This window comes from Streptomyces noursei, assembly GCF_016917755.1.
Lineage (GTDB): Bacteria > Actinomycetota > Actinomycetes > Streptomycetales > Streptomycetaceae > Streptomyces > Streptomyces yunnanensis.
This window is the reverse complement of sequence record NZ_CP070326.1, coordinates 3,267,303-3,284,953: the sequence shown is the minus strand read 5'-3', so window position 1 is coordinate 3,284,953 and position 17,651 is coordinate 3,267,303. Positions and strand designations below refer to the sequence as shown.

The window sequence follows — 17,651 nt, the reverse complement described above, 5'->3', positions numbered from 1 at the left end:
CATGACCCGACAGCCCGACGCCCCCTCCGACACCGCCCCGTACGGGCGCCCCGGACCCGGCGACACCTCCACCGCGGCGGCCACCGAGTGGTGGCGGGACGCCGTGATCTACCAGATCTATCCGCGCAGCTTCGCCGACGGCAACGGCGACGGCATGGGCGACCTGCCCGGTATCCGCGGGCGCCTCGCCCACCTGCGCGACCTGGGCGTGGACGCCGTCTGGCTGAGCCCCTTCTACGCCTCCCCGCAGGCCGACGCCGGCTATGACGTCGCCGACTACCGCGCCACCGACCCCCTCTTCGGCACCCTCGCGGACGCCGAGGCGGTGATCCGCGAGGCCCACGACCAGGGTCTTCGCATCATCATCGACATCGTCCCCAACCACTGCTCCGACCAGCACGCGTGGTTCCGCCGCGCGGTGGCCGAGGGGCCCGGCTCGGTCCTGCGCGAGCGCTTCCACTTCCGCAAGGGCCGCGGGGACAACGGCGAACTCCCGCCCAACGACTGGGAGTCCGTCTTCGGCGGCCCCGCCTGGACCCGCCTCCCCGACGGCGAGTGGTACCTGCACCTCTTCGCCCCCGAACAGCCCGACTTCAACTGGGACCACCCGGCCGTCCAGGACGAGTTCCGCTCCATCCTGCGCTTCTGGCTGGACCTGGGCGTGGACGGCTTCCGGGTGGACGTCGCCCACGGCATGGTCAAGGCCCCCGGCCTGCCCGACATCGGCCACGGCGAACAGGCCCGGCTGATCGGCAGTCAGATCCTCCCCTTCTTCGACCAGGACGGCGTGCACGCCGTCTACCGCTCCTGGCGGGCGATCCTCGACGAGTACCCGGGGGAGCGGATCGGCGTCGCCGAAGCCTGGGCACCCACCCTCGAACGGCTCGCCCGCTACGTCCGCCCCGACGAACTCCACCAGGGCTTCAACTTCCACTACCTGAGCACCGATTGGGACGCCGACGCGCTGCGCGCCGCCGTCGACGCCTCCCTCTCCGCCCTCGGCGCCGTCGGCGCACCGGCCACCTGGGTCCTGTCCAACCACGACGTCGTGCGCCACCGCACCCGCCTCGGCGGCGGCCTGGACCGCGCCCGCGCCGCCACGCTGCTGATGCTGGCGCTGCCCGGCTCGGCCTACCTCTACCAGGGCGAGGAACTCGGCCTCCCCGAGGTCACCGAGCTGCCCGACGAGGTCCGCCAGGACCCGTCCTTCTTCCGCGACAGCGGCCAGGACGGCCTCCGCGACGGCTGCCGCGTACCGCTGCCGTGGAGCGGCACAGAACCGCCGTACGGCTTCGGCGCCGGCGACACCTGGCTGCCCCAGCCCGACGACTGGGCGGCGCTCACCGTCCAGGCCCAGACCGGCGACCCGCACTCCACCCTGGAGCTGTACCGCAGCGCACTGGCGGTGCGCCGGGCCCACCCCGGCCTCGGCGCGGGGGACGCGGTCGAGTGGCTGCCCGCCCCCGAGGGCGTGCTGGCCTTCCGCCGCCCCGGCGGGCTGATCTGCACGGTGAACACCACGGCGGGGGCCGTGCGGCTGCCGCTGCCGCCCGTCCGCCAACTGCTCTCCTCCCGGGCCCCGTTCGCCGGCCCCACGCCGACGGGGTCGTCCGCCGCGCCGGTGCGGGAGATTCCCGCGGACACCACGATCTGGTGGGCGGAGTGACCCGTCCGGCACCCCGGCCCACCCCGCGGCTGTCCGACATCGCCGCCCAGGCGGAGGTCAGCGAGGCGACCGCCAGCCGTGTCCTCAACGGCCGGGCGGGCGTGGCGGCGGGCACCCGTCAGCGGGTGCTCGCCGCGCTCGACGTCCTCGGCTACGAACGCCCGGTCCGGCTGCGGCGGCGCAGCGCCGGCCTGGTCGGCCTGGTCATCCCGGAGCTGACCAACCCGATCTTCCCGGCCTTCGCCCAGGTCATCGAGCAGTGCCTGGCGGGACAGGGCTACACGCCGGTCCTGTGCACCCAGATGCCGGGCGGAGCCACCGAGGACGAGCTCGTCGAGCAGTTGGAGGAGCGCGGCGTCACCGGCATCGTCTTCCTGTCCGGGCTGCACGCCGACACCGCCGCCGACCCCTCCCGCTACACCCGCCTGACCTCCCGGGGCGTGCCCTACGTCCTGATCAACGGCTACAACGACCGGGTCGACGCGCCCTGTGTCTCGCCCGACGACCGCGCCGCGGCCCGGATGGCCGTGCGCCACCTCGTCGAACTGGGCCACGAGCGCATCGGGCTGGCCGTCGGCCCGGCCCGCTACGTGCCCTCCCGCCGCAAGGCGGAGGGCTTCGCGGCGGCCCTGGAGGAGTCGTTCGGCCTGCGGAGGGGGCAGGCCGAACGACGCATCCAGCACACCCTGTTCAGCGTCGAGGGCGGCCACGCCGCGGCCGCCGCCCTGCTCGACGACGGCTGTACGGGCATCGTCTGCGGCAGCGACCTGATGGCGCTGGGCGTGGTGCGCGCGGCCCGGCAGCGGGGGATCGACGTCCCCGGCAAGCTCTCCGTCGTCGGCTTCGACGACTCCCCGCTGATCGCCTTCACCGCCCCGCCGCTGACCACGGTCCGGCAGCCGGTGCAGGCGATGGCGACCGCTGCCGTGGGCGCGCTGATCGAGGAGATCCAGGGAAACCCCGTCCAGCGCACCGAGTTCGTCTTCCAGCCGGAGCTGGTCGTACGGGGTTCTACCGGCCCTGGGCGGCGTAGGTGACGAACGCCGCCCAGCCGGCCGCCGGCACCGCGAGCCAGGGGCCGTCCTTGTCCTTGGAGTCCCGGATATGGACGGTGGTGGGGCAGGCGGCGATTTCTATGCAGTCGCCGGAGTCGTCGCCGCTGTAGCTCGACTTCCGCCAGGAGAGGGCTACTTCTACGCAGTCGCCGGAGTCGCCACTGCTGTAGGTGCTTTTGAACCAGGTCAGTTCGGGGGTGCTGCTCATAGCGCTCCTCGGATCTGCTTCAGCAGGCTCCAGGAGTCTTCGGGGGTGAGAGCCTGCGAAAGCAGTTTCGCATAGCGCATGTAGAGGGTGCTGATCGTCTGCGGGTCGGTGATGAACTGGCTGCTTTCCTGGCCTTCGCAGTAGCCGAACCACTGGTTGTCCGGTGTCTCCAGCAACTGCATCGGCCCGTTCAGACCGGCATGCACGCCCCGTCGCAGCGGCATCACCTGCACGTCTACATTCCGGAGCGTCATGCATTCCAGCACCTGGTCGATCAGCCCCCGGACGGTGTCCGGGCCGCCGGTGGGGCGCAGGAATACATGCTCGTCGATGACAAAGCTGAACGCTGTGTTCGGCCGGTCCCGCAGCAGTTTCTGCCGCTCCAGACGGGCGGCCACCTGGGTCTCGACCTCCTCCTCGGACAGTAGCGGGACGCGGTTCTCGAACAGTGTGCGCGCGTACGGCTCCGACTGTAAAAGCCCGGGAACCAGGCGGCATTCGTAGGTGTAGAGATTGATCGCCTGCTTCTCCAGCTCCGCCCACTCCCGGAACCACCGGGCCAGCCCCGGTTGCTTCGACAGCCGCTTCGCCGCCTTGCGTAGCACGCCGTTCGCGCACAGCGCCTCCTCCGAGCGGTCGATGAACTTCTTCGAGGGGAGGCGGCGGCCCTGTTCGACGGAGCCGATGTAGTGCGCCGAGTACCGGATCACCGGCGATAGGGCCTCCTGCGTGAATCCTGCGTTCTCGCGAAACCCTTGATAGACGGCGCCGAAGGTCCGCAGACTGCCGGAGGGCTCCGGCCGGGCACTGTCGTAGGTGTCGGTGCTGCTGTCTTCCATTCGGGTACTCCCGGTCACTGGTCCTGGCCCCGCAAGTCACCCATGGTTATGGCTTGTTACTCAACCCGGTCCACGTACTCAACTCGTACAGTTCCCGAAGTACGAGCCGAGTCCGTGGAGTACGAGCCGGCTGACCAGCAGCGTTGGCGTCATGCCAGCGCACACCACACTCCCGGCGGCGCAAACCCCCGCCGTCGTACGTACGTTCACCCAGCGTTTCAGCTCCACCCGTCTGGGTGCCCGGCTCGCCCGGCGGCTCGCCGTCCACCGGCTCGACGTGTGGGGCTTCCCCTATGGCAGCGGGTTGTCCGATTCCGTCGGCGCGATCGTCGCCGAACTCGCCGCGAACGCCGTGTTGCACGGCCACGTACGGGGGCGGGACTTCGAGCTGCGCCTGGCGAGCGTGTGCCACGCCGATCCCGGCGCGGCTGCCGCCTGCCCCGGCACGCTCCGTATCGATGTCGCCGATACGCGCAGCGAGCGGCGACCGCCGGCTCCTGACCGGCTCATGGTTCCGACGCATGACGCCGAGTCCGGGCGCGGCCTGCTCGTCGTGGCGGCGCTCGCCTCCCGCTGGACGGTGTTCGACCGCGACCCGATCGGCAAGGTCGTCCGCGCCGAACTCGACCTGGTGGCGGGCAGGTAGTCCCAGGTCAACTGCGTTGCGGCAGGCGCTTCCTGGAGTGTTAGGTTTTTCGGACACTTGGTCGTCGCCGAACGATCGGAGTGTCGAGAGATATCCCGGTTCGCCGGGTACCTTCGCAGGAAAGAAGATTGATGAAGAAGTCCTTGAGGGCGGCCGTGCTCGCGGGTGCCACCGCTGCCCTGGCGTTTGCTTCCGTTGCCGTCACCGCTCCGACAGCCTCGGCCGTCGGCTCCAGCGCGTGCACGCGTAAGGAAGTGGACAAGATGCACTCCATGGGCCCGGCCACGCCGATCCACGAGTCTCCTTACGCGTCCTCCAAGGTCGTGACCGGGGGTTGGCGTTCGTTCTCGACCCTGTGCAGCAAGCCGGGACACGACGGCCACCGCTGGTGGTACGGCTACGTGGCCAGCGGCCAGGAGGGCTGGGTGTGGGGCGCCTACCTGGAGACCTGACCCGGACCGGCCTGAGACGGTGATCCGCGAGGCCGAGCTGTGATCCGCGAGGCCCGCAGGCAGGAGCCGCGGGCCTCGCGGAGGCCAACCGAGCGTTTCCGTAAGGGACTCGTGGGGACTCGTGGGAACTCGGGAGCACTCGGAAGAAGAGGCGTGGCGTAAGGATCGGCGACGTCAGCGACGGGCGTGGAAGAGGCCCCAGCGCAGCAGGTTCCGTTGGGTGATGTCCCGCCACAGGGGGAGGTTGGTCAGCAGGCCGTCGAGGTACGCCGGGCTGATGACGGACCGCAGTTCCGGCGCACGCCGGTGGATTTCCTCGTCCAGGCGCCCGTAGTGCGTGGCGATATCCGGGGTGCGGTCCTCGAAGGCGGGGTCCTTGAGGTCGAGGCCGGACAGCTGCTCCAGGTAGAAGGCGGACGTGGCCAGGTCCTTGACGCCGAGACGGGAGAGTGCGGGACGCACGGCCTCCGCCGGAGTCTCCTCGCCCACCATGATGTCCGAGAACACCAGCCCGCCACCCGGTCGCAGCACCCGTACGGCCTCGCTCAGCGCGCGCTTCCGGTCCTCCAGGTGGCAGAGGACCTCCAGCGACCAGACGACGTCGAACCGCTCCGCCTCGTAGGGGAGGTCGTTGAGGGAGCCGGTGACGACCTCGATGAGGCCGTCCAGTCCGCGCCGGGCGTTGGCCGCGCGGTTGCGCCGGTTGTGGCTCTCGCTGAGGTCGAGGGCGACGACGCGGGAGCCGAAGCGCTCGGCGAGCGCGCGGGCGGAACCGCCGTATCCAGAGCCGAGGTCGAGCACGGTGGCGTGCGGGCCGAGCAGGTCCGCGACCTTTTCCGCCGCGTGCTCGACGGTGCGGTGCGAGGCGGCCGCGATCGCCTCGTGGCCGTCGGCGTAGATGCCGACGTGGATGTCCTCGCCGCCCCATACGGCGTCGTAGAAGGCGTCGACGTCGCCGGTGTCGTAGTAGTTGCGGGTCGCGTCGTCATGGTGGTGCGGGTCGCGGGCGGTGGCGTTCTCGGGATTGTTGATCATGATGGGGGGATTCCCCGCGTCCGGCCGGGCAATTCGCCCTGCCTTCCCGATGGGTGACTACGCGCCAGCGGGCGCCGTCTGGTGGCCGGTCCGGGCGGCCGGGCGCGTAGGACCCACCGCGTGGTGGGCCTCCGGTCGGCCGGACCGGCTCGCCTGGGAACGTAACACCGTTGCAATCTCTTGCGAAAGGTCTTGCAGCAATCGTTCCCCGCGACTAGAACCAGGGGCCATGCCCTCCACCGCGCACCGCGCCCGCCGCCGGATCGCCGCCGTCCTTGCCCTGCTGGCCGGCGCCACCGCGCTCGCCCTCCCGCCGCAGCCCCGGGCCCAGGCGGCCCCCTCCGGCGGCCAGGCCAAGGCCGAGGCCCAATGGATCGACCGCACCACCGTGGTCTGGAAGGGCGCCCAACCCACCGCCGCCCAACTGGAGTTCGGCGAGCCCGGACGCACCGCGGGCCGCATCCGGCTCGCCCCCGGCACCCTCACCCCCGCCGAACGGGCCGCCTACCCGCACCTAACCGGCTACCCGGTGTTCACCGTCGATCCCCGCGACCGCGCCCTGGCCCGCACCGCCCTCCGGCAGCGGCTGGTCGCCACCCAGGCCGCCCCCGACGGGCCGCACACCACCGGCGTGCAGATCCCCGGTGTCCTCGACGACCTCTACGGCGCCCGCGCCCAACACGCCGCCCTGGGGCCGGTGTTCCACGCCGGGCGCCCCACCCTCTCCGTCTGGGCGCCCACCGCCCGCACCGTCGCCCTCGAACTGGCCGGCCGCCGCGTCCCGATGTGCCGTGACGAGGCGACCGGGGTGTGGAGCGTGCGGGGTGGGCGGGACTGGACCGGGAAGCCGTACCGCTACCTGGTCACCGTCTGGGCCCCGAGCGCCGGCCGGACCGTCACCGACGCGGTCACCGACCCGTACGCCACCGCGCTGACCACCGATTCCGCCCGCAGTCTCGTCGTCGACCTCGCCGACCCCCGGCTCGCCCCCAAGGGCTGGACGGCGCTGCGCAAGCCCGCGCCGGTGCCGCTGCGCCGGGCCCGCATCCAGGAACTGCACATCCGCGACTTCTCCATCGAGGACGCCACCTCCCACCACCCCGGCCAGTACCTCGCCTTCACCGACACCGACTCCGCCGGCATGCGGCACCTGGCGGCCCTCGCCGCGGCCGGCACCACCCACGTCCACCTGCTGCCGGCCTTCGACTTCTCCTCCGTCCCCGAGCGCCGCGCCGACCAGCGGCGCCCCGACTGCGACCTGACCGCCCTGCCCCCCGACTCCGCGCGCCAGCAGGAGTGCGTGGCGGCCACGGCCGACCGGGACGGCTACAACTGGGGCTACGACCCGCTGCACTACACCGTCCCCGAGGGCTCCTACGCCTCCGACCCCGAAGGGACCGCCCGCACCGTCGAATTCCGCCGCATGGTGCAGGGCCTCAACGGCATCGGCCTGCGCACCGTGATGGACGTCGTCTACAACCACACCGCCGCCGCCGGGAAGGACGACCCGCGCTCCGTCCTGGACCGCATCGTGCCCGGCTACTACCACCGGCTGCTCGACGACGGCACCGTCGCCACCTCCACCTGCTGCGCGGGCACCGCCCCCGAACACACCATGATGGGCAAGCTCGTCGTCGACTCCGTCGTCAGCTGGGCCAAGCAGTACAAGGTCGACGGCTTCCGCTTCGACCTCATGGGCCACCACCCCAAGGCCAACATCCTCGCCGTCCGCAAGGCCCTCGACGCCCTGACCCCGGCCCGGGACGGCGTCGACGGGAAGGCGGTGATCCTCTACGGCGAGGGCTGGAACTTCGGCGAGGCCGCGAACGACGCCCGCTTCGTCCAGGCCACCCAGCGCAACATGGCCGGCACCGGCATCGCCACCTTCAGCGACCGGGCCCGCGACGCGGTGCGCGGCGGCAGTCCCTTCGACGCCGACCCCCGCGTCCAGGGCTTCGCCTCCGGCCTCTCCACCGACCCCAACTCCTCACCCGGCAACGGCGATGCGGCCGCCCAGCGCGCCCGCCTCCTGCACTACCAGGACCTGATCAAGGTCGGGCTCACCGGCAACCTCGCCGACTACGCCTTCACCGACACCACCGGCCGGCGGGTCAAGGGCTCCCAGATCGACTACAACGGCGCCCCCGCCGGCTATGCCGCCGCCCCCGGCGACGCCCTCGCCTACGCCGACGCCCACGACAACGAAACCCTCTACGACGCCCTCGCCTACAAGCTGCCGCCCGGCACCCCGACGGCCGACCGCGCCCGGATGCAGGTCGTCGCCCTGGCGACCGCCGCCCTCTCCCAGGGCCCGGCGCTCTCCCAGGCGGGCACCGACCTGCTGCGCTCCAAGTCCCTCGACCGCAACTCCTTCAACAGCGGCGACTGGTTCAACGCCCTGCACTGGACCTGCACCGACGACCCCCGCGGCGACCCGGCCGGCAACGGCTTCGGCCGCGGCCTGCCACCGGCCGCCGACAACAAGGACAAGTGGCCCTACGCCCGGCCCCTGTTGGCCGACCCCGGGCTCCGCCCGGACTGCGCCACCCGCACCGCGGCCTCGGCCGCCTACCGCGACCTGCTCCGCATCCACGCCACCGAACCGGCCTTCGGCCTGTCCACCGCCACCGCCGTCCAGGCCGCCCTCTCCTTCCCCCTCTCCGGCCCGGACGAGACCCCCGGCGTCCTCACCATGCGCCTGGCCGACCTCGTCGTCGTCTTCAACGCCACCCCCCGACGCCAGGCCCAGACCGTCCCGGCCCTCGCCGGACGGCCCTACGCCCTGCACCCCCTGCAGGCCCACGGCGCCGACCGCACCACGGCCACCGCGACCTACGACCGCGCCGCCGGCACCTTCACCGTCCCGCCCCGCACCGTCGCGGTCTTCCGCCAGGGCTGACGCGGAGGGGGAGCCGGTGGGGGCGGGAGCGGTCGCTACTCCACCCGCTTCTCGAACAGGGTCACCGCGTACCGGCTCCCCCCGCCCCCGTCCTTGGACGACTGCTCTCCCACGACCGCATAGCCCGCGCCCTCGTAGTACGGCCGCAGCCGCGGATTGCTCGCCATGCAGTCCAGCCGCGCCCAGGTCCGCCCCGACTCCGCGATCCGCCGCTCGGCCCGGGCCAGCATCGCCCGCCCGGTCCCCGCCGGTGCGCACGAGCGGTCCACCATCAGCCGGTGCACATACCCCGCCACCGGCGGCTGCGGCCCCCAGGCCGGCTCGTCCGCCCACCACAGCTCGAAGCCGCCGACGACCCGGCCGGCGGCCTCCGCCAGCCAGACCTCGCCCTGCGCGATCCGCCGCCGGAAGTGCTCCTCGTCCTTGCCGCCGGGCTTCCACTGGTCTATGCCGTGCTCCACCATCCAACGGGCCGCCGCGTCATAGAGGCCGACCAGAACGGCCGGGTCGTCCCCCGCCTCGGCCAGCCGGTACGTGATCTCGTCCATGCCCGGGATTCTGCCGCAGCCCGGGCCCGGCCCGGTCGGCCGCCCGGCGTCACACCGGCTGCGGCAGCTCCAGCAACCGCCCCACCAGATCAGCGAACATCCCGTCCGCGGGCTCGTCCGCCAGCATCCGGCGCACCACCTGCGCCATCTCCTGGTCGTACGCGGCGCTGACCGCCGCCAGCGCGGCGAAGTCGTGCACCAACTGCCGCTCCAGCTCCGCGCGCGGCACCCGGCGGCCGTCCAGCCACAGCAGCGCCGTGGTCTCGGCGAGCGAGATCCAGGAGCGGACCACCAACTCCAGCCGCGGCGAGGGGGCGTGGGCGTCCACGTCGAGATGGCTGAGGATCTGCGTGTAGGCGGCCTGCCGCACGCCGTCGATCAGCGCGCTCGTCCGGGTCGAGCCGATCGCCGGCCCGCCGCGCATCAGCGCCGAGAAGCCGGGCCCGTGCTCCTCCACGAAGTCGAAGTACCGCTCCATGACACGCAACAGCCGGGCGCCCAGCGGGCCTTCGTGCGGTTCCACGAACCGGGCGGTGAGTTCGTCCGCGGCGCGCCGCAGCGCCGCCTCGTAGAGCTGCTGCTTGCCCGGGAAGTAGTGGTAGACCAGCGGCCGCGATATGCCGGCCGCCTCGGCGATCTCGTCGATCGAGACGTCCTCGGGGGAGCGGTGGCTGAAGAGGCCGAGCGCAACGGCGATCAACTGCTCCCGTCGCTCCTCGACCCCCATCCTGCGGCGTGCCCCGGTCGTCATGGGCTCACCCTAACGACCGGCCGCACACCGGCACCACCGCCCGAACGCCCCCTCCTCCGGCGGGCGGGCGGCCGGCGTCCGCCCGCCCGCGGCCGGATTCAAAGGTCCAGGACCAGCCCCGACCCCGGCTTCGCCCGGGAGACGCAGATCAGCAGCGAGTCCGCGCGTTCCGCGTCCGTCAGGAGTTCGTCGCGGTGCGCCACCTCGCCGGCGAGCACGCGCTGCTGGCAGGTGCCGCAGAAGCCCTGCTCGCAGGAGTACGGCAGGTCCGGCAGGGCCTCCTCGCGGAGCGCGCGCAGCACACTGGTGCCGGCCGGGACCGTCACGCTGCGGCCGGTCCGCCGCAACTCCACCTCGAACGCCACGTCCTCGCCGGGCCCGGCCCCCGCCTCGGACGCCGCCGGGGCGAAGCGCTCCGTGTGCAGCGTGAGGCCCGCCGGCCCGTCGGGGAGCAGGGCGGCCACGGCGTCCATCAGGGGCTCGGGGCCGCAGCAGTACACGGCGGAGTGCGGGGGCGCGTCGGCGAGCGCCGCGGCCAGGTCGGGCCGGCCCTCCTCGTCCTCCGCGACCACCGTCGACCGCCCGCCACCGGACGCGGCGGCGCCCCCGGCCAGCTTCTCGACCTCCGCCAGGAACGGCATCGACGCCCGCGACCGCCCCGCGTACAGCAGCCGCCAGGGCACTCCCTCCGCCTCGGCCTGCCGCACCATCGGGAGGATCGGGGTGATGCCGATGCCGCCCGCTATGAAGAGGTAGGCGTGGTGGTCCTCCAGGGGGAAGCGGTTGCGGGGCCCGTGCACCTCCACCGTCGTGCCGGCCCGGAGCGCCTCGTGCACCTCCCGCGACCCGCCCCGGCCGTCTTCGATCAGCCGGACCGCGACGGTGTACGACCCGCCGTCCGCCCGTACGGCGTCGGCCGGTTCGCCGCACAGCGAGTACTGCCGCACGGCGCCCGAGGGCAGGACGAGATCGAGGTGCGCGCCCGGTTCCCAGGCGGGGAGCCGCTCGCCCTCCAGGCGGAGGGTCACCACCCCCTCGGCGGCCTCGGTCCGTTCGGCCACCCGCAGGCGCAGCGGGGACGGCCGCCCCTGCTCGGGGGACGGCTCGGCCTCCCGGCGCGCGCTCCAGGACGTCGCCCGGGCCGCCTCCCGGCCCCTCCCGGAGACCGGCTGCTCCAGCGCGGGCAGCGGCCACAGTGGCGACCGTCGGATCCGCCGCCGCAGGGCCCGCCGGACCACCAGGGCGGTGCCGGCGACCACCAGCACGGTACCGAGGCGCGGCAGGCCCTTGCGGGACGGGTCGAGGCGGCCGACGGACGGGGAAACACGGACAGGCGCGGACACTTCAGGCTCCTCCGGGGGCGGCATCGGACTGTGCGGCGGCAGCCGCTCCAGTGGATCCGGTGCTTGCACCGGGGGTCGCGGCGGGCGAGCGGTCGAGGTAGGCCAGGGCCTGCTCGGTGCTGCCGTGCTGCGAGGGGTGGTAGGCGCGGCTCAGGTACTGGGGGATGGAGCGGGCTATCGCCCCGGTGGTCGGCAGCATGCCCTGCCGCCCGCCCCGTACGAAGTCCTTCAGGGCGGCCTTGCCGTTGCTGAGCGTGGGGTCGTTCGCCATGAAGAAGCGGATGCCGCGCTGCCACAGGAACACCAGCGCGGTGAAGGCGGTCGCCCAGGTGCGCACCCGCCGCCGGTAGTCGCCGTCCAGGTGCATGAAGAGGTCGAACGCCACCGACCGGTGCTCGACCTCCTCCGCGCCGTGCCAGCGCAGCAGGTCGAGCATGGTCGGATCGGCGCCCCTGTCGTCCAGGGCGCGGGCGTTGAGCACCCAGTCGCCCAGGAAGGCCGTGTAGTGCTCGATCGCGGCGATCATCGCCACCCGCTCCTTCAGCCACCAGACACGGGCCCGCCCCGGCGGCAGGGTCCGGTCGCCGAGCAGCTTCTCGAAGAGCCAGTCGACCTGCGCGGTGTACGGGGTGGGGTCCAGGCCCTGCTCCATGAGGTGCGGCAGGACGTCGTCGTGCGCCTGGGAGTGCATGGCCTCCTGGCCGATGAAGCCGATGACGTCCGCGCGCAGTTCGGGGTCGCGGATGTACGGCAGCACCTGTTTGTAGACGTGGACGAACCAGCGCTCGCCGGCCGGCAGCAGCAGGTGCAGCACATTGATCGTGTGGGTGCTGGACGGATCGCCGGGTATCCAGTGCAAGGGGGTGTCCGCCCAGTCGAAGGCCACGTTCCGGGCCTTCAGCGGGGTGTGCTCGGACGCGACCGACCGGGGCCGCAACGAGGCCGTATTAGACATGGCGTCAATGTACTGGCGGGTAAGGAATGTCGATACCCCCTGGACGCCGAAAGACGGGAATGCGCGCCCGCCGCAGCCGGCGAGCGGCCCCGCCGGCACACCGGACCCCACGGGGCGAGCGGCCCCGCCCACCGCTCACCGCAGCGCGCGCACCGTCCCGCCGCCCGCCAGCCCGCCCGTCAGATCGGCCCGGGCGCCCGCCGACGCGGGGACCGCCAGCAGCCGGCCGGACGTCCGGCCCCGCACCCCGCCGCTCGCCGTGATCGACGTGATCTGTTCGCTGCCCGCCGCCAACAGCCACCACCGACCGCCGGTGCTCCTCCACAGCACGCCCGACAGCACCCGCGGCATCCGCGGGCCACAGGCCGTACCGCCGTCGGCGCGGGCGGTCACCGAACCCGCCGAGTAGGGCTGCCCGTTCGGCGCCGGCGCCTGGAACTGGGCCATCGCCCGGCTGCCGGCCCCGCGCCAGGTCTCCGCCCGGGTGCACAGCCAGGACGCGACGCCCGCGCCCCCGGGGAGCGGCTGCTGCGCGAACCGCCAGGTGTTCACCGTCCGCACGCCCTGCGAACGGACCCCGGGCAGCTGGCAGGCGGTCCGCGCCCACGCGACGCGGCCCTCCGGCCCGGACACCGCACCCGGCGCGTCCGGCGGGCCGTAGGTGAGCCGGGCGGGAGACAGCTCCCCGAGGTCGGTCAGCAGCTCACCGGCGTTCCGCCCGCCCGGCACCCCGTCGGGCTGCCCGTCCAACTGCCCGCCGACCCGGAGCGCGGGCCAGGCCGAGCACGTCCCGTCGGCGCGCGGCGCCGGGACCGGGGCGGTCAGCCCGTCGGCGCCGACCGCGACCGGCTGGCCCGCCGTGTCCGGCTTCAGCAGGTCCACCAGCTGCACCGACGTCACCCAAGGAGCCGTCAGATAGCGGACGTTGCCCTGTGTGCGGCCCACCACCAGGGCGCCGGACGAGTCCGCCGCCGCGCCGTCCGCCCGGGCGAAGTCCAGGCCCGCCCCGGCACCGTCGCCCCGCTGCCGGCCGTCGACGCCCTCGGCGTACCGCACCACCCGCAGCCCGTCGTGGAAGAGCACCACCACCGCGTGGTCCACCACGCCCGCGAAGAGCAACTGGGGCGGGCCGGCCGCGGGGCCGGTGGGCGTGCCGGGCGTCGAGGTGATCGGCACCCGGGCGCCGGGCCGGGCCCACACCGCCAACGCCCGTCGGAGCAGCGCCTTGTCGGCGGTCCGGTCGCCGCGGGCCGGCCAGGCCGAGAAGTCCGGCCGGGCCGCGGACTTCCAGGCCGTCGCCGAGGACACCGTCAGCCGGGCCGGATCCAGGGCCGCCTCGGCGGCGGCGTTGCGGGCGTACGGCGGGGCCGCGGCGCCGTACGGCCCCCAGCCCTCGCCCGGCAGGCCCAGCAGCGCCCCGCACACCAGCACCGCCACCCCGGCCGCCAGCGCCGCCCGGCCGTGCTGGCGGCGCCGGATCAGGTCCGTCGGCCGGGCCTGCAAGGAGCACGCGTCGAACTCCACCGACTCCAGCAGCGCCCGGTCCCGGCTCCCGGCCGGCAGGACGGCCCCGTCCGCCTCGGCCAGCGCCTCCCGGGCGTCGGCGACCCCCGCCGCCTCCAGCACCCGCCGGGTCTCCTGGACCGTCAGCCGCTCCAGGTCGCGCAGCACGAACGCCGCCCGGGCCGGGCCGGAGAGCGCCGACAGGGCCTGGTCCAGGGCGAGTTCGTCGGCACCGCCGGAGCGCGGGAACAGCCGCAGGCCCCAGACCTGGGGGAGCGGCGCCGGCGGCCGCCACCACCACCGCCGTCCGGCGGTCAGCGCCGCCCGCAGCACCCGCAGCCGCATCAGCGCGTAACCGGGATCGACGGCCGGGGCGCCGCCGCGCTGGGCGGGCAGCGCGAGCCCCGGACCGGGCCGCCGGGGCAGTGCCCGCTGGACCACGGCGTGCGCGGCCAGCACCCGCCGCCCGCGGGTGGGGGCCGGTGGCAGCACCAGATAGGCCAGCCGGGCCAGCCGGGGGTAGTGCTCGACCAGGGCCGCCTCGGCCTGCTCGACGTCGATGGGCTCGCCCTCGTCGGCATGCCCGACGGAGGCGCGGTCCGGGCGCGGGGTCACCGCATGCTGCTGCTCCACATTCCGTGGAACGAGTGAATCCTGTGATGGTCACCGACCGCCGGCCCCCCTCGGACGGGTGACCGCGCCCCGCGCGAGGGGGACCGGCGGGCGCCGGCGGACCTCAGGCCGGGTGGTGCCGGTCCAGGTCGAACTCCCCGTCCCGGGCGCCCAGGACGAACGCCCGCCACTCCGCCTCGGTGTAGCGCAGGACCACGTCCGGTTCGGTGGAGTTGCGCATCGCCACCGCGCCGCGCTCCAGGAAGGCGATCTCCACCGCCTCCGCGTCGGGGTCGCCGGGTGGGCGCTGCCAGACGGCGTCGGAGATGTCGAGGCCGTAGAGCCATTCCTTGTCGGCTGCGGTGCCCATGTGCTGCTCCCCTTACTCGCGTGAGCTGTGCCGGTCAGCGTACGCGGCGCCCGGAGGAGCTTTCCAGCGGCGGGACCCGGACCTGCCGCGGTGCCCGGCACGGGAGTTGGCGGCGCGCGACGGGCACCGCCGGGGCGGCCCCCCACCCGCCCCGCCCCGTGATTGGCCGAAAAACGCCGCGTCGGCGGTGCCCGTACGCGGGATGCCATCGATGGGGGCGACGACGCGGGAACCGGCGCGTGACGAGGTGTTTTCCCCTTCACCCGCGGCGTCGCCCCGCACACCGCGGCGACCAGTGTTCTGCGGACCCTTACCCGTACGCTCCCTGCGCTTCACGCGGGTGGCCGGCGGGCGCGGGAACAGTCTGCCGCGTAGGAGAACACCAGGTCATTGGGGCGCGCACCCCACCGGGGGTGTCCCCAGCACCACCTACGGAGGCTCTGATGAGCACGGCACCCACCACGGCCCACGGTTCGGCCGCCCCGGACACCCCCGCCCCCGAGTACACCGCCCTGATCGCCGACACCCCCGACCTGGTCCGGGCTGCCCAGCGCCTGCGCCACCAGGTCTTCGGCGACGAGCTGGGCGCCGCCCTCGACAGCCCGCTCCCCGGCCACGACATCGACGCGGTCGACGCCCTCGCCGACCACCTCGTCGTCACCCACACCCCCACCGGCGCCGTCGTCGGCACCTACCGGCTGCTGCCCCCGGGGCGCAGCCAACGCCTCTACTCCGACGGCGAGTTCGACCTCACCGCTCTGGACGCGGTGCGCCCCGCCCTCATCGAGGCCGGCCGCTCCTGCGTCCACCCCGACCACCGCAACGGTGCCGTCATCAACCAGATGTGGGCCGCCCTGGCCCGCTACACCCTGCTCTCCGGCCACCGCTACCTCGCCGGCTGCGCCTCCGTACCGCTCGCCGACGGGGGCACCGCCGCCGCCCACGCCTGGGCGCTGGCCCGTACCCGGCACGCCGCGCCGCCGGCGTTCCTGGTCACCCCGCACCGCCCCTGGGAGCCCACCGCCCCGCTGCCCGAACGCCCCGCCCTCGCCCAACTGCCCCCGCTGCTGCGCGGCTACCTCCGGATCGGCGCGTGGATCTGCGGCGCCCCCGCCCACGACCCGGACTTCGGGGTCGCCGACTTCTTCACCGTCCTGGACATCGAGCAGCTCGGCGACCGCTACCGCCGCTTCTTCCTGGGGGAGCGGTGAACGGCCCCTGGGACGTCCGCGCGGTGTGCACCCCGCGCTGCGCCGCGCACACCACCGAGCCCCTCCCGCTCCCCGGCACCGCCCGCCGCGCCACCGCGTTCGCCGGCGCGGCGGGCCGCGCCCTGACGGCCGGTCCGCGGCTGGCGGACCCCGTTCGGCTCCGGGCGTACGCGCGGGCGCTGCTGGCGGCGCTCTCGGTCGGGCTGGAGGTCCGCGGCGCGGCGACCGGGGCGGACCCGCTGACCGTGCCCGCCGCACCCGGCGCCCCGGGCACCCTGATCGCCCTCAACCACATCTCGTGGCTCGACATCGTCGCGCTGCTCGCGGTCGAACCCGCGACCCTGCTCGCCAAGCGCGAGGTCGGCCACTGGCCGCTGGTCGGCGGCCTGGCCCGCCGCGCCGGCACCCACTTCATCGACCGCACCAGCCCCCGCCGACTCCCGCAGACCGTGCGGGAGTTGTCGGCGCTGCTGGCCGCCGGCCGCTCGGTGGCGGTCTTCCCCCAGGCCACCACCTGGTGCACCGCCGACCAGGGCGCCTTCCGCCGGGCAACCTTCCAGGCCGCCCTGGACGCCGGCGCCCCGGTGCGCCCGGTGACCGTCGACTACGTCCAACAGGGGCATCCCACCACGGTGGCCGCCTTCTGCGGGGACGACACCTTCGCCGCCTCGCTGCGCCGGGTGATCACCGCCCGCGGACTGACCGTACGGGTCACCGTCCACCCGGCGCTGCCCACGGCGGGCCGGGGCCTGGACCGCCGGGCGCTGGCCGGCGCCGTCGAGCGGGTGGTGCTCGGCGGCGGCCGGACAGTCGTGGACGGGGGGCCCGGCGGGGTGCGGCCGGCCGACCGGCCCGGTCAGGCGCTCGGCACGTACTTGTAGCCGACCCGCCGGATGGTCACGATCGACCCGCGGTGCTCGGCGCCCAACTTCCGGCGCAGCCGGGCGACGTGCACATCGACGGTGCGGCCGTCGCCGACGTGCCCGTAGCCCCAGACCGTGGTCACCAACTGGTCGCGGGTGTGCACCCGGTGCGGATGCGCGACCAGATGGGCCAGCAGCTCGAATTCGAGGTACGTCAGGTCCAGCTGCCGTTCGCGGACGTGGGCGGTCCGCTGCTCGGGGTCGATCCGGACGATCTCGTCGCCGGTCCGGGCCGCCGGGGCGGGCCCGGCGGGCGGCTGCGGCGCGACGGGGGCCTGCTCGGCCGGGACGAGCACGAGATAGCCGACCATCGGCGGCTGACCGGGCAGGGCGGGCAGGCTGTGCTGCGGCGCCGGGAGCCAGGTCGCACCCGAGGCCAGCAACTCGGCGACGTGCTGCGCACTGTGGCGCGCGGCGACGGCGCCGGGGGCGGTTCCGGGCTGGGGGAATCTCCCGGCGGAGGCCGGGGAGGGCAGGGCCTCGTCGGGCGCCACGGCGCGCAGCCGATGGCGGGGGTGGGGCGGCGGGGGAACGGTGGCCGTGGCGGAACCGGCAGGCACGGTACGGAGATTGGTCATCGAACGTCAGCTCTTTCGCGCAGGGGATCGTCGGGGGACGTCATGCGCGCGGGCAGG

Annotated in this window: 16 protein-coding genes and 1 pseudogene; 7 read left to right on the top strand and 10 right to left on the bottom strand. The window is 74.2% G+C overall.

Going from position 1 to position 17,651, the window contains the following annotated elements; all coding sequences use genetic code 11:
• The first annotated feature begins 1 nt into the window (after nucleotide 1).
• Complete coding sequence (locus JNO44_RS14515; protein ID WP_205364489.1) at nucleotides 2-1,666, top strand: glycoside hydrolase family 13 protein; 1,665 nt, start codon at nucleotides 2-4, stop codon at nucleotides 1,664-1,666.
• Nucleotides 1,654-2,703, top strand: a complete 1,050-nt coding sequence (locus JNO44_RS14510; protein WP_205364487.1) for a LacI family DNA-binding transcriptional regulator — start codon at nucleotides 1,654-1,656, stop codon at nucleotides 2,701-2,703. Before JNO44_RS14515 ends, JNO44_RS14510 begins: the two co-directional genes overlap by 13 nt.
• Here JNO44_RS14510 and JNO44_RS14505 read toward each other — a convergent pair.
• Together JNO44_RS14505 and JNO44_RS14500 are read right to left on the bottom strand one after the other, a co-directional pair.
• A complete protein-coding gene (locus tag JNO44_RS14505; RefSeq protein WP_205364485.1) occupies nucleotides 2,678-2,929 on the bottom strand; it encodes a DUF397 domain-containing protein in 252 nt (83 codons plus the stop codon). The genes JNO44_RS14510 and JNO44_RS14505 overlap by 26 nt on opposite strands.
• A complete protein-coding gene (locus tag JNO44_RS14500) occupies nucleotides 2,926-3,768 on the bottom strand; it encodes a helix-turn-helix domain-containing protein (RefSeq protein WP_205364483.1) in 843 nt (280 codons plus the stop codon). The genes JNO44_RS14505 and JNO44_RS14500 overlap by 4 nt, the downstream gene beginning before the upstream one ends.
• Before the next feature lie 151 nt (nucleotides 3,769-3,919).
• On the opposite strand from JNO44_RS14500, the gene JNO44_RS14495 reads away from it, so the two are divergent.
• Both JNO44_RS14495 and JNO44_RS14490 read left to right on the top strand, forming a co-directional pair.
• Nucleotides 3,920-4,414 carry an ATP-binding protein gene (locus tag JNO44_RS14495; RefSeq protein WP_205364481.1) on the top strand — a complete coding sequence of 165 codons (495 nt, stop codon included), beginning with the start codon at nucleotides 3,920-3,922 and terminating at the stop codon, nucleotides 4,412-4,414.
• 131 nt (nucleotides 4,415-4,545) lie between these two features.
• Nucleotides 4,546-4,866, top strand: a complete 321-nt coding sequence (locus tag JNO44_RS14490; RefSeq protein WP_205364480.1) for a hypothetical protein — start codon at nucleotides 4,546-4,548, stop codon at nucleotides 4,864-4,866.
• A gap of 174 nt (nucleotides 4,867-5,040) precedes the next feature.
• Here the strand turns inward: JNO44_RS14490 and JNO44_RS14485 are convergent, their stop codons facing one another.
• Entirely contained in the window at nucleotides 5,041-5,901 is an 861-nt protein-coding gene (locus JNO44_RS14485; RefSeq protein ID WP_205364478.1) for an SAM-dependent methyltransferase, read from the bottom strand.
• Nucleotides 5,902-6,157: 256 nt separating this feature from the next.
• Here JNO44_RS14485 and pulA point away from each other — a divergent pair.
• A pseudogene (pulA, locus tag JNO44_RS14480) lies at nucleotides 6,158-8,800 on the top strand (pullulanase-type alpha-1,6-glucosidase); the annotation flags it as partial.
• 35 nt (nucleotides 8,801-8,835) lie between these two features.
• On the opposite strand, the gene JNO44_RS14475 reads toward pulA, so the two are convergent.
• The 6 genes from JNO44_RS14475 to JNO44_RS14450 form a co-directional block, all read right to left on the bottom strand.
• Complete coding sequence (locus JNO44_RS14475) at nucleotides 8,836-9,348, bottom strand: GNAT family N-acetyltransferase (protein ID WP_205364474.1); 513 nt, start codon at nucleotides 9,346-9,348, stop codon at nucleotides 8,836-8,838.
• A 49-nt stretch (nucleotides 9,349-9,397) separates the two neighbouring features.
• Entirely contained in the window at nucleotides 9,398-10,099 is a 702-nt protein-coding gene (locus tag JNO44_RS14470; RefSeq protein ID WP_205364472.1) for a TetR/AcrR family transcriptional regulator, read from the bottom strand.
• A gap of 98 nt (nucleotides 10,100-10,197) precedes the next feature.
• Entirely contained in the window at nucleotides 10,198-11,442 is a 1,245-nt protein-coding gene (locus JNO44_RS14465; RefSeq protein ID WP_240167539.1) for a PDR/VanB family oxidoreductase, read from the bottom strand.
• Between the two features lies 1 nt (nucleotide 11,443).
• A complete protein-coding gene (locus JNO44_RS14460; protein WP_240167538.1) occupies nucleotides 11,444-12,397 on the bottom strand; it encodes a metal-dependent hydrolase in 954 nt (317 codons plus the stop codon).
• A 135-nt stretch (nucleotides 12,398-12,532) separates the two neighbouring features.
• On the bottom strand, nucleotides 12,533-14,533 hold the full coding sequence (locus JNO44_RS14455; RefSeq protein ID WP_205364468.1) for an RNA polymerase sigma factor: 2,001 nt from the start codon (nucleotides 14,531-14,533) through the stop codon (nucleotides 12,533-12,535).
• A 103-nt stretch (nucleotides 14,534-14,636) separates the two neighbouring features.
• Complete coding sequence (locus JNO44_RS14450) at nucleotides 14,637-14,882, bottom strand: DUF397 domain-containing protein (RefSeq protein ID WP_205364466.1); 246 nt, start codon at nucleotides 14,880-14,882, stop codon at nucleotides 14,637-14,639.
• Between the two features lie 443 nt (nucleotides 14,883-15,325).
• On the opposite strand from JNO44_RS14450, the gene JNO44_RS14445 reads away from it, so the two are divergent.
• The gene (locus JNO44_RS14445) at nucleotides 15,326-16,093 is read left to right on the top strand and encodes a GNAT family N-acetyltransferase (RefSeq protein WP_205364465.1); all 768 of its coding nucleotides are present in this window, start codon (nucleotides 15,326-15,328) and stop codon (nucleotides 16,091-16,093) included.
• Nucleotides 16,090-16,974 carry a lysophospholipid acyltransferase family protein gene (locus JNO44_RS14440; protein ID WP_205364464.1) on the top strand — a complete coding sequence of 295 codons (885 nt, stop codon included), beginning with the start codon at nucleotides 16,090-16,092 and terminating at the stop codon, nucleotides 16,972-16,974. The genes JNO44_RS14445 and JNO44_RS14440 overlap by 4 nt, the downstream gene beginning before the upstream one ends.
• On the opposite strand, the gene JNO44_RS14435 is transcribed toward JNO44_RS14440, so the two are convergent.
• Nucleotides 16,950-17,594: a winged helix-turn-helix domain-containing protein gene (locus JNO44_RS14435; protein ID WP_205364463.1), complete on the bottom strand. Its 645-nt coding sequence runs from the start codon at nucleotides 17,592-17,594 to the stop codon at nucleotides 16,950-16,952. The genes JNO44_RS14440 and JNO44_RS14435 overlap by 25 nt on opposite strands.
• Nucleotides 17,595-17,651: the final 57 nt, after the last annotated feature.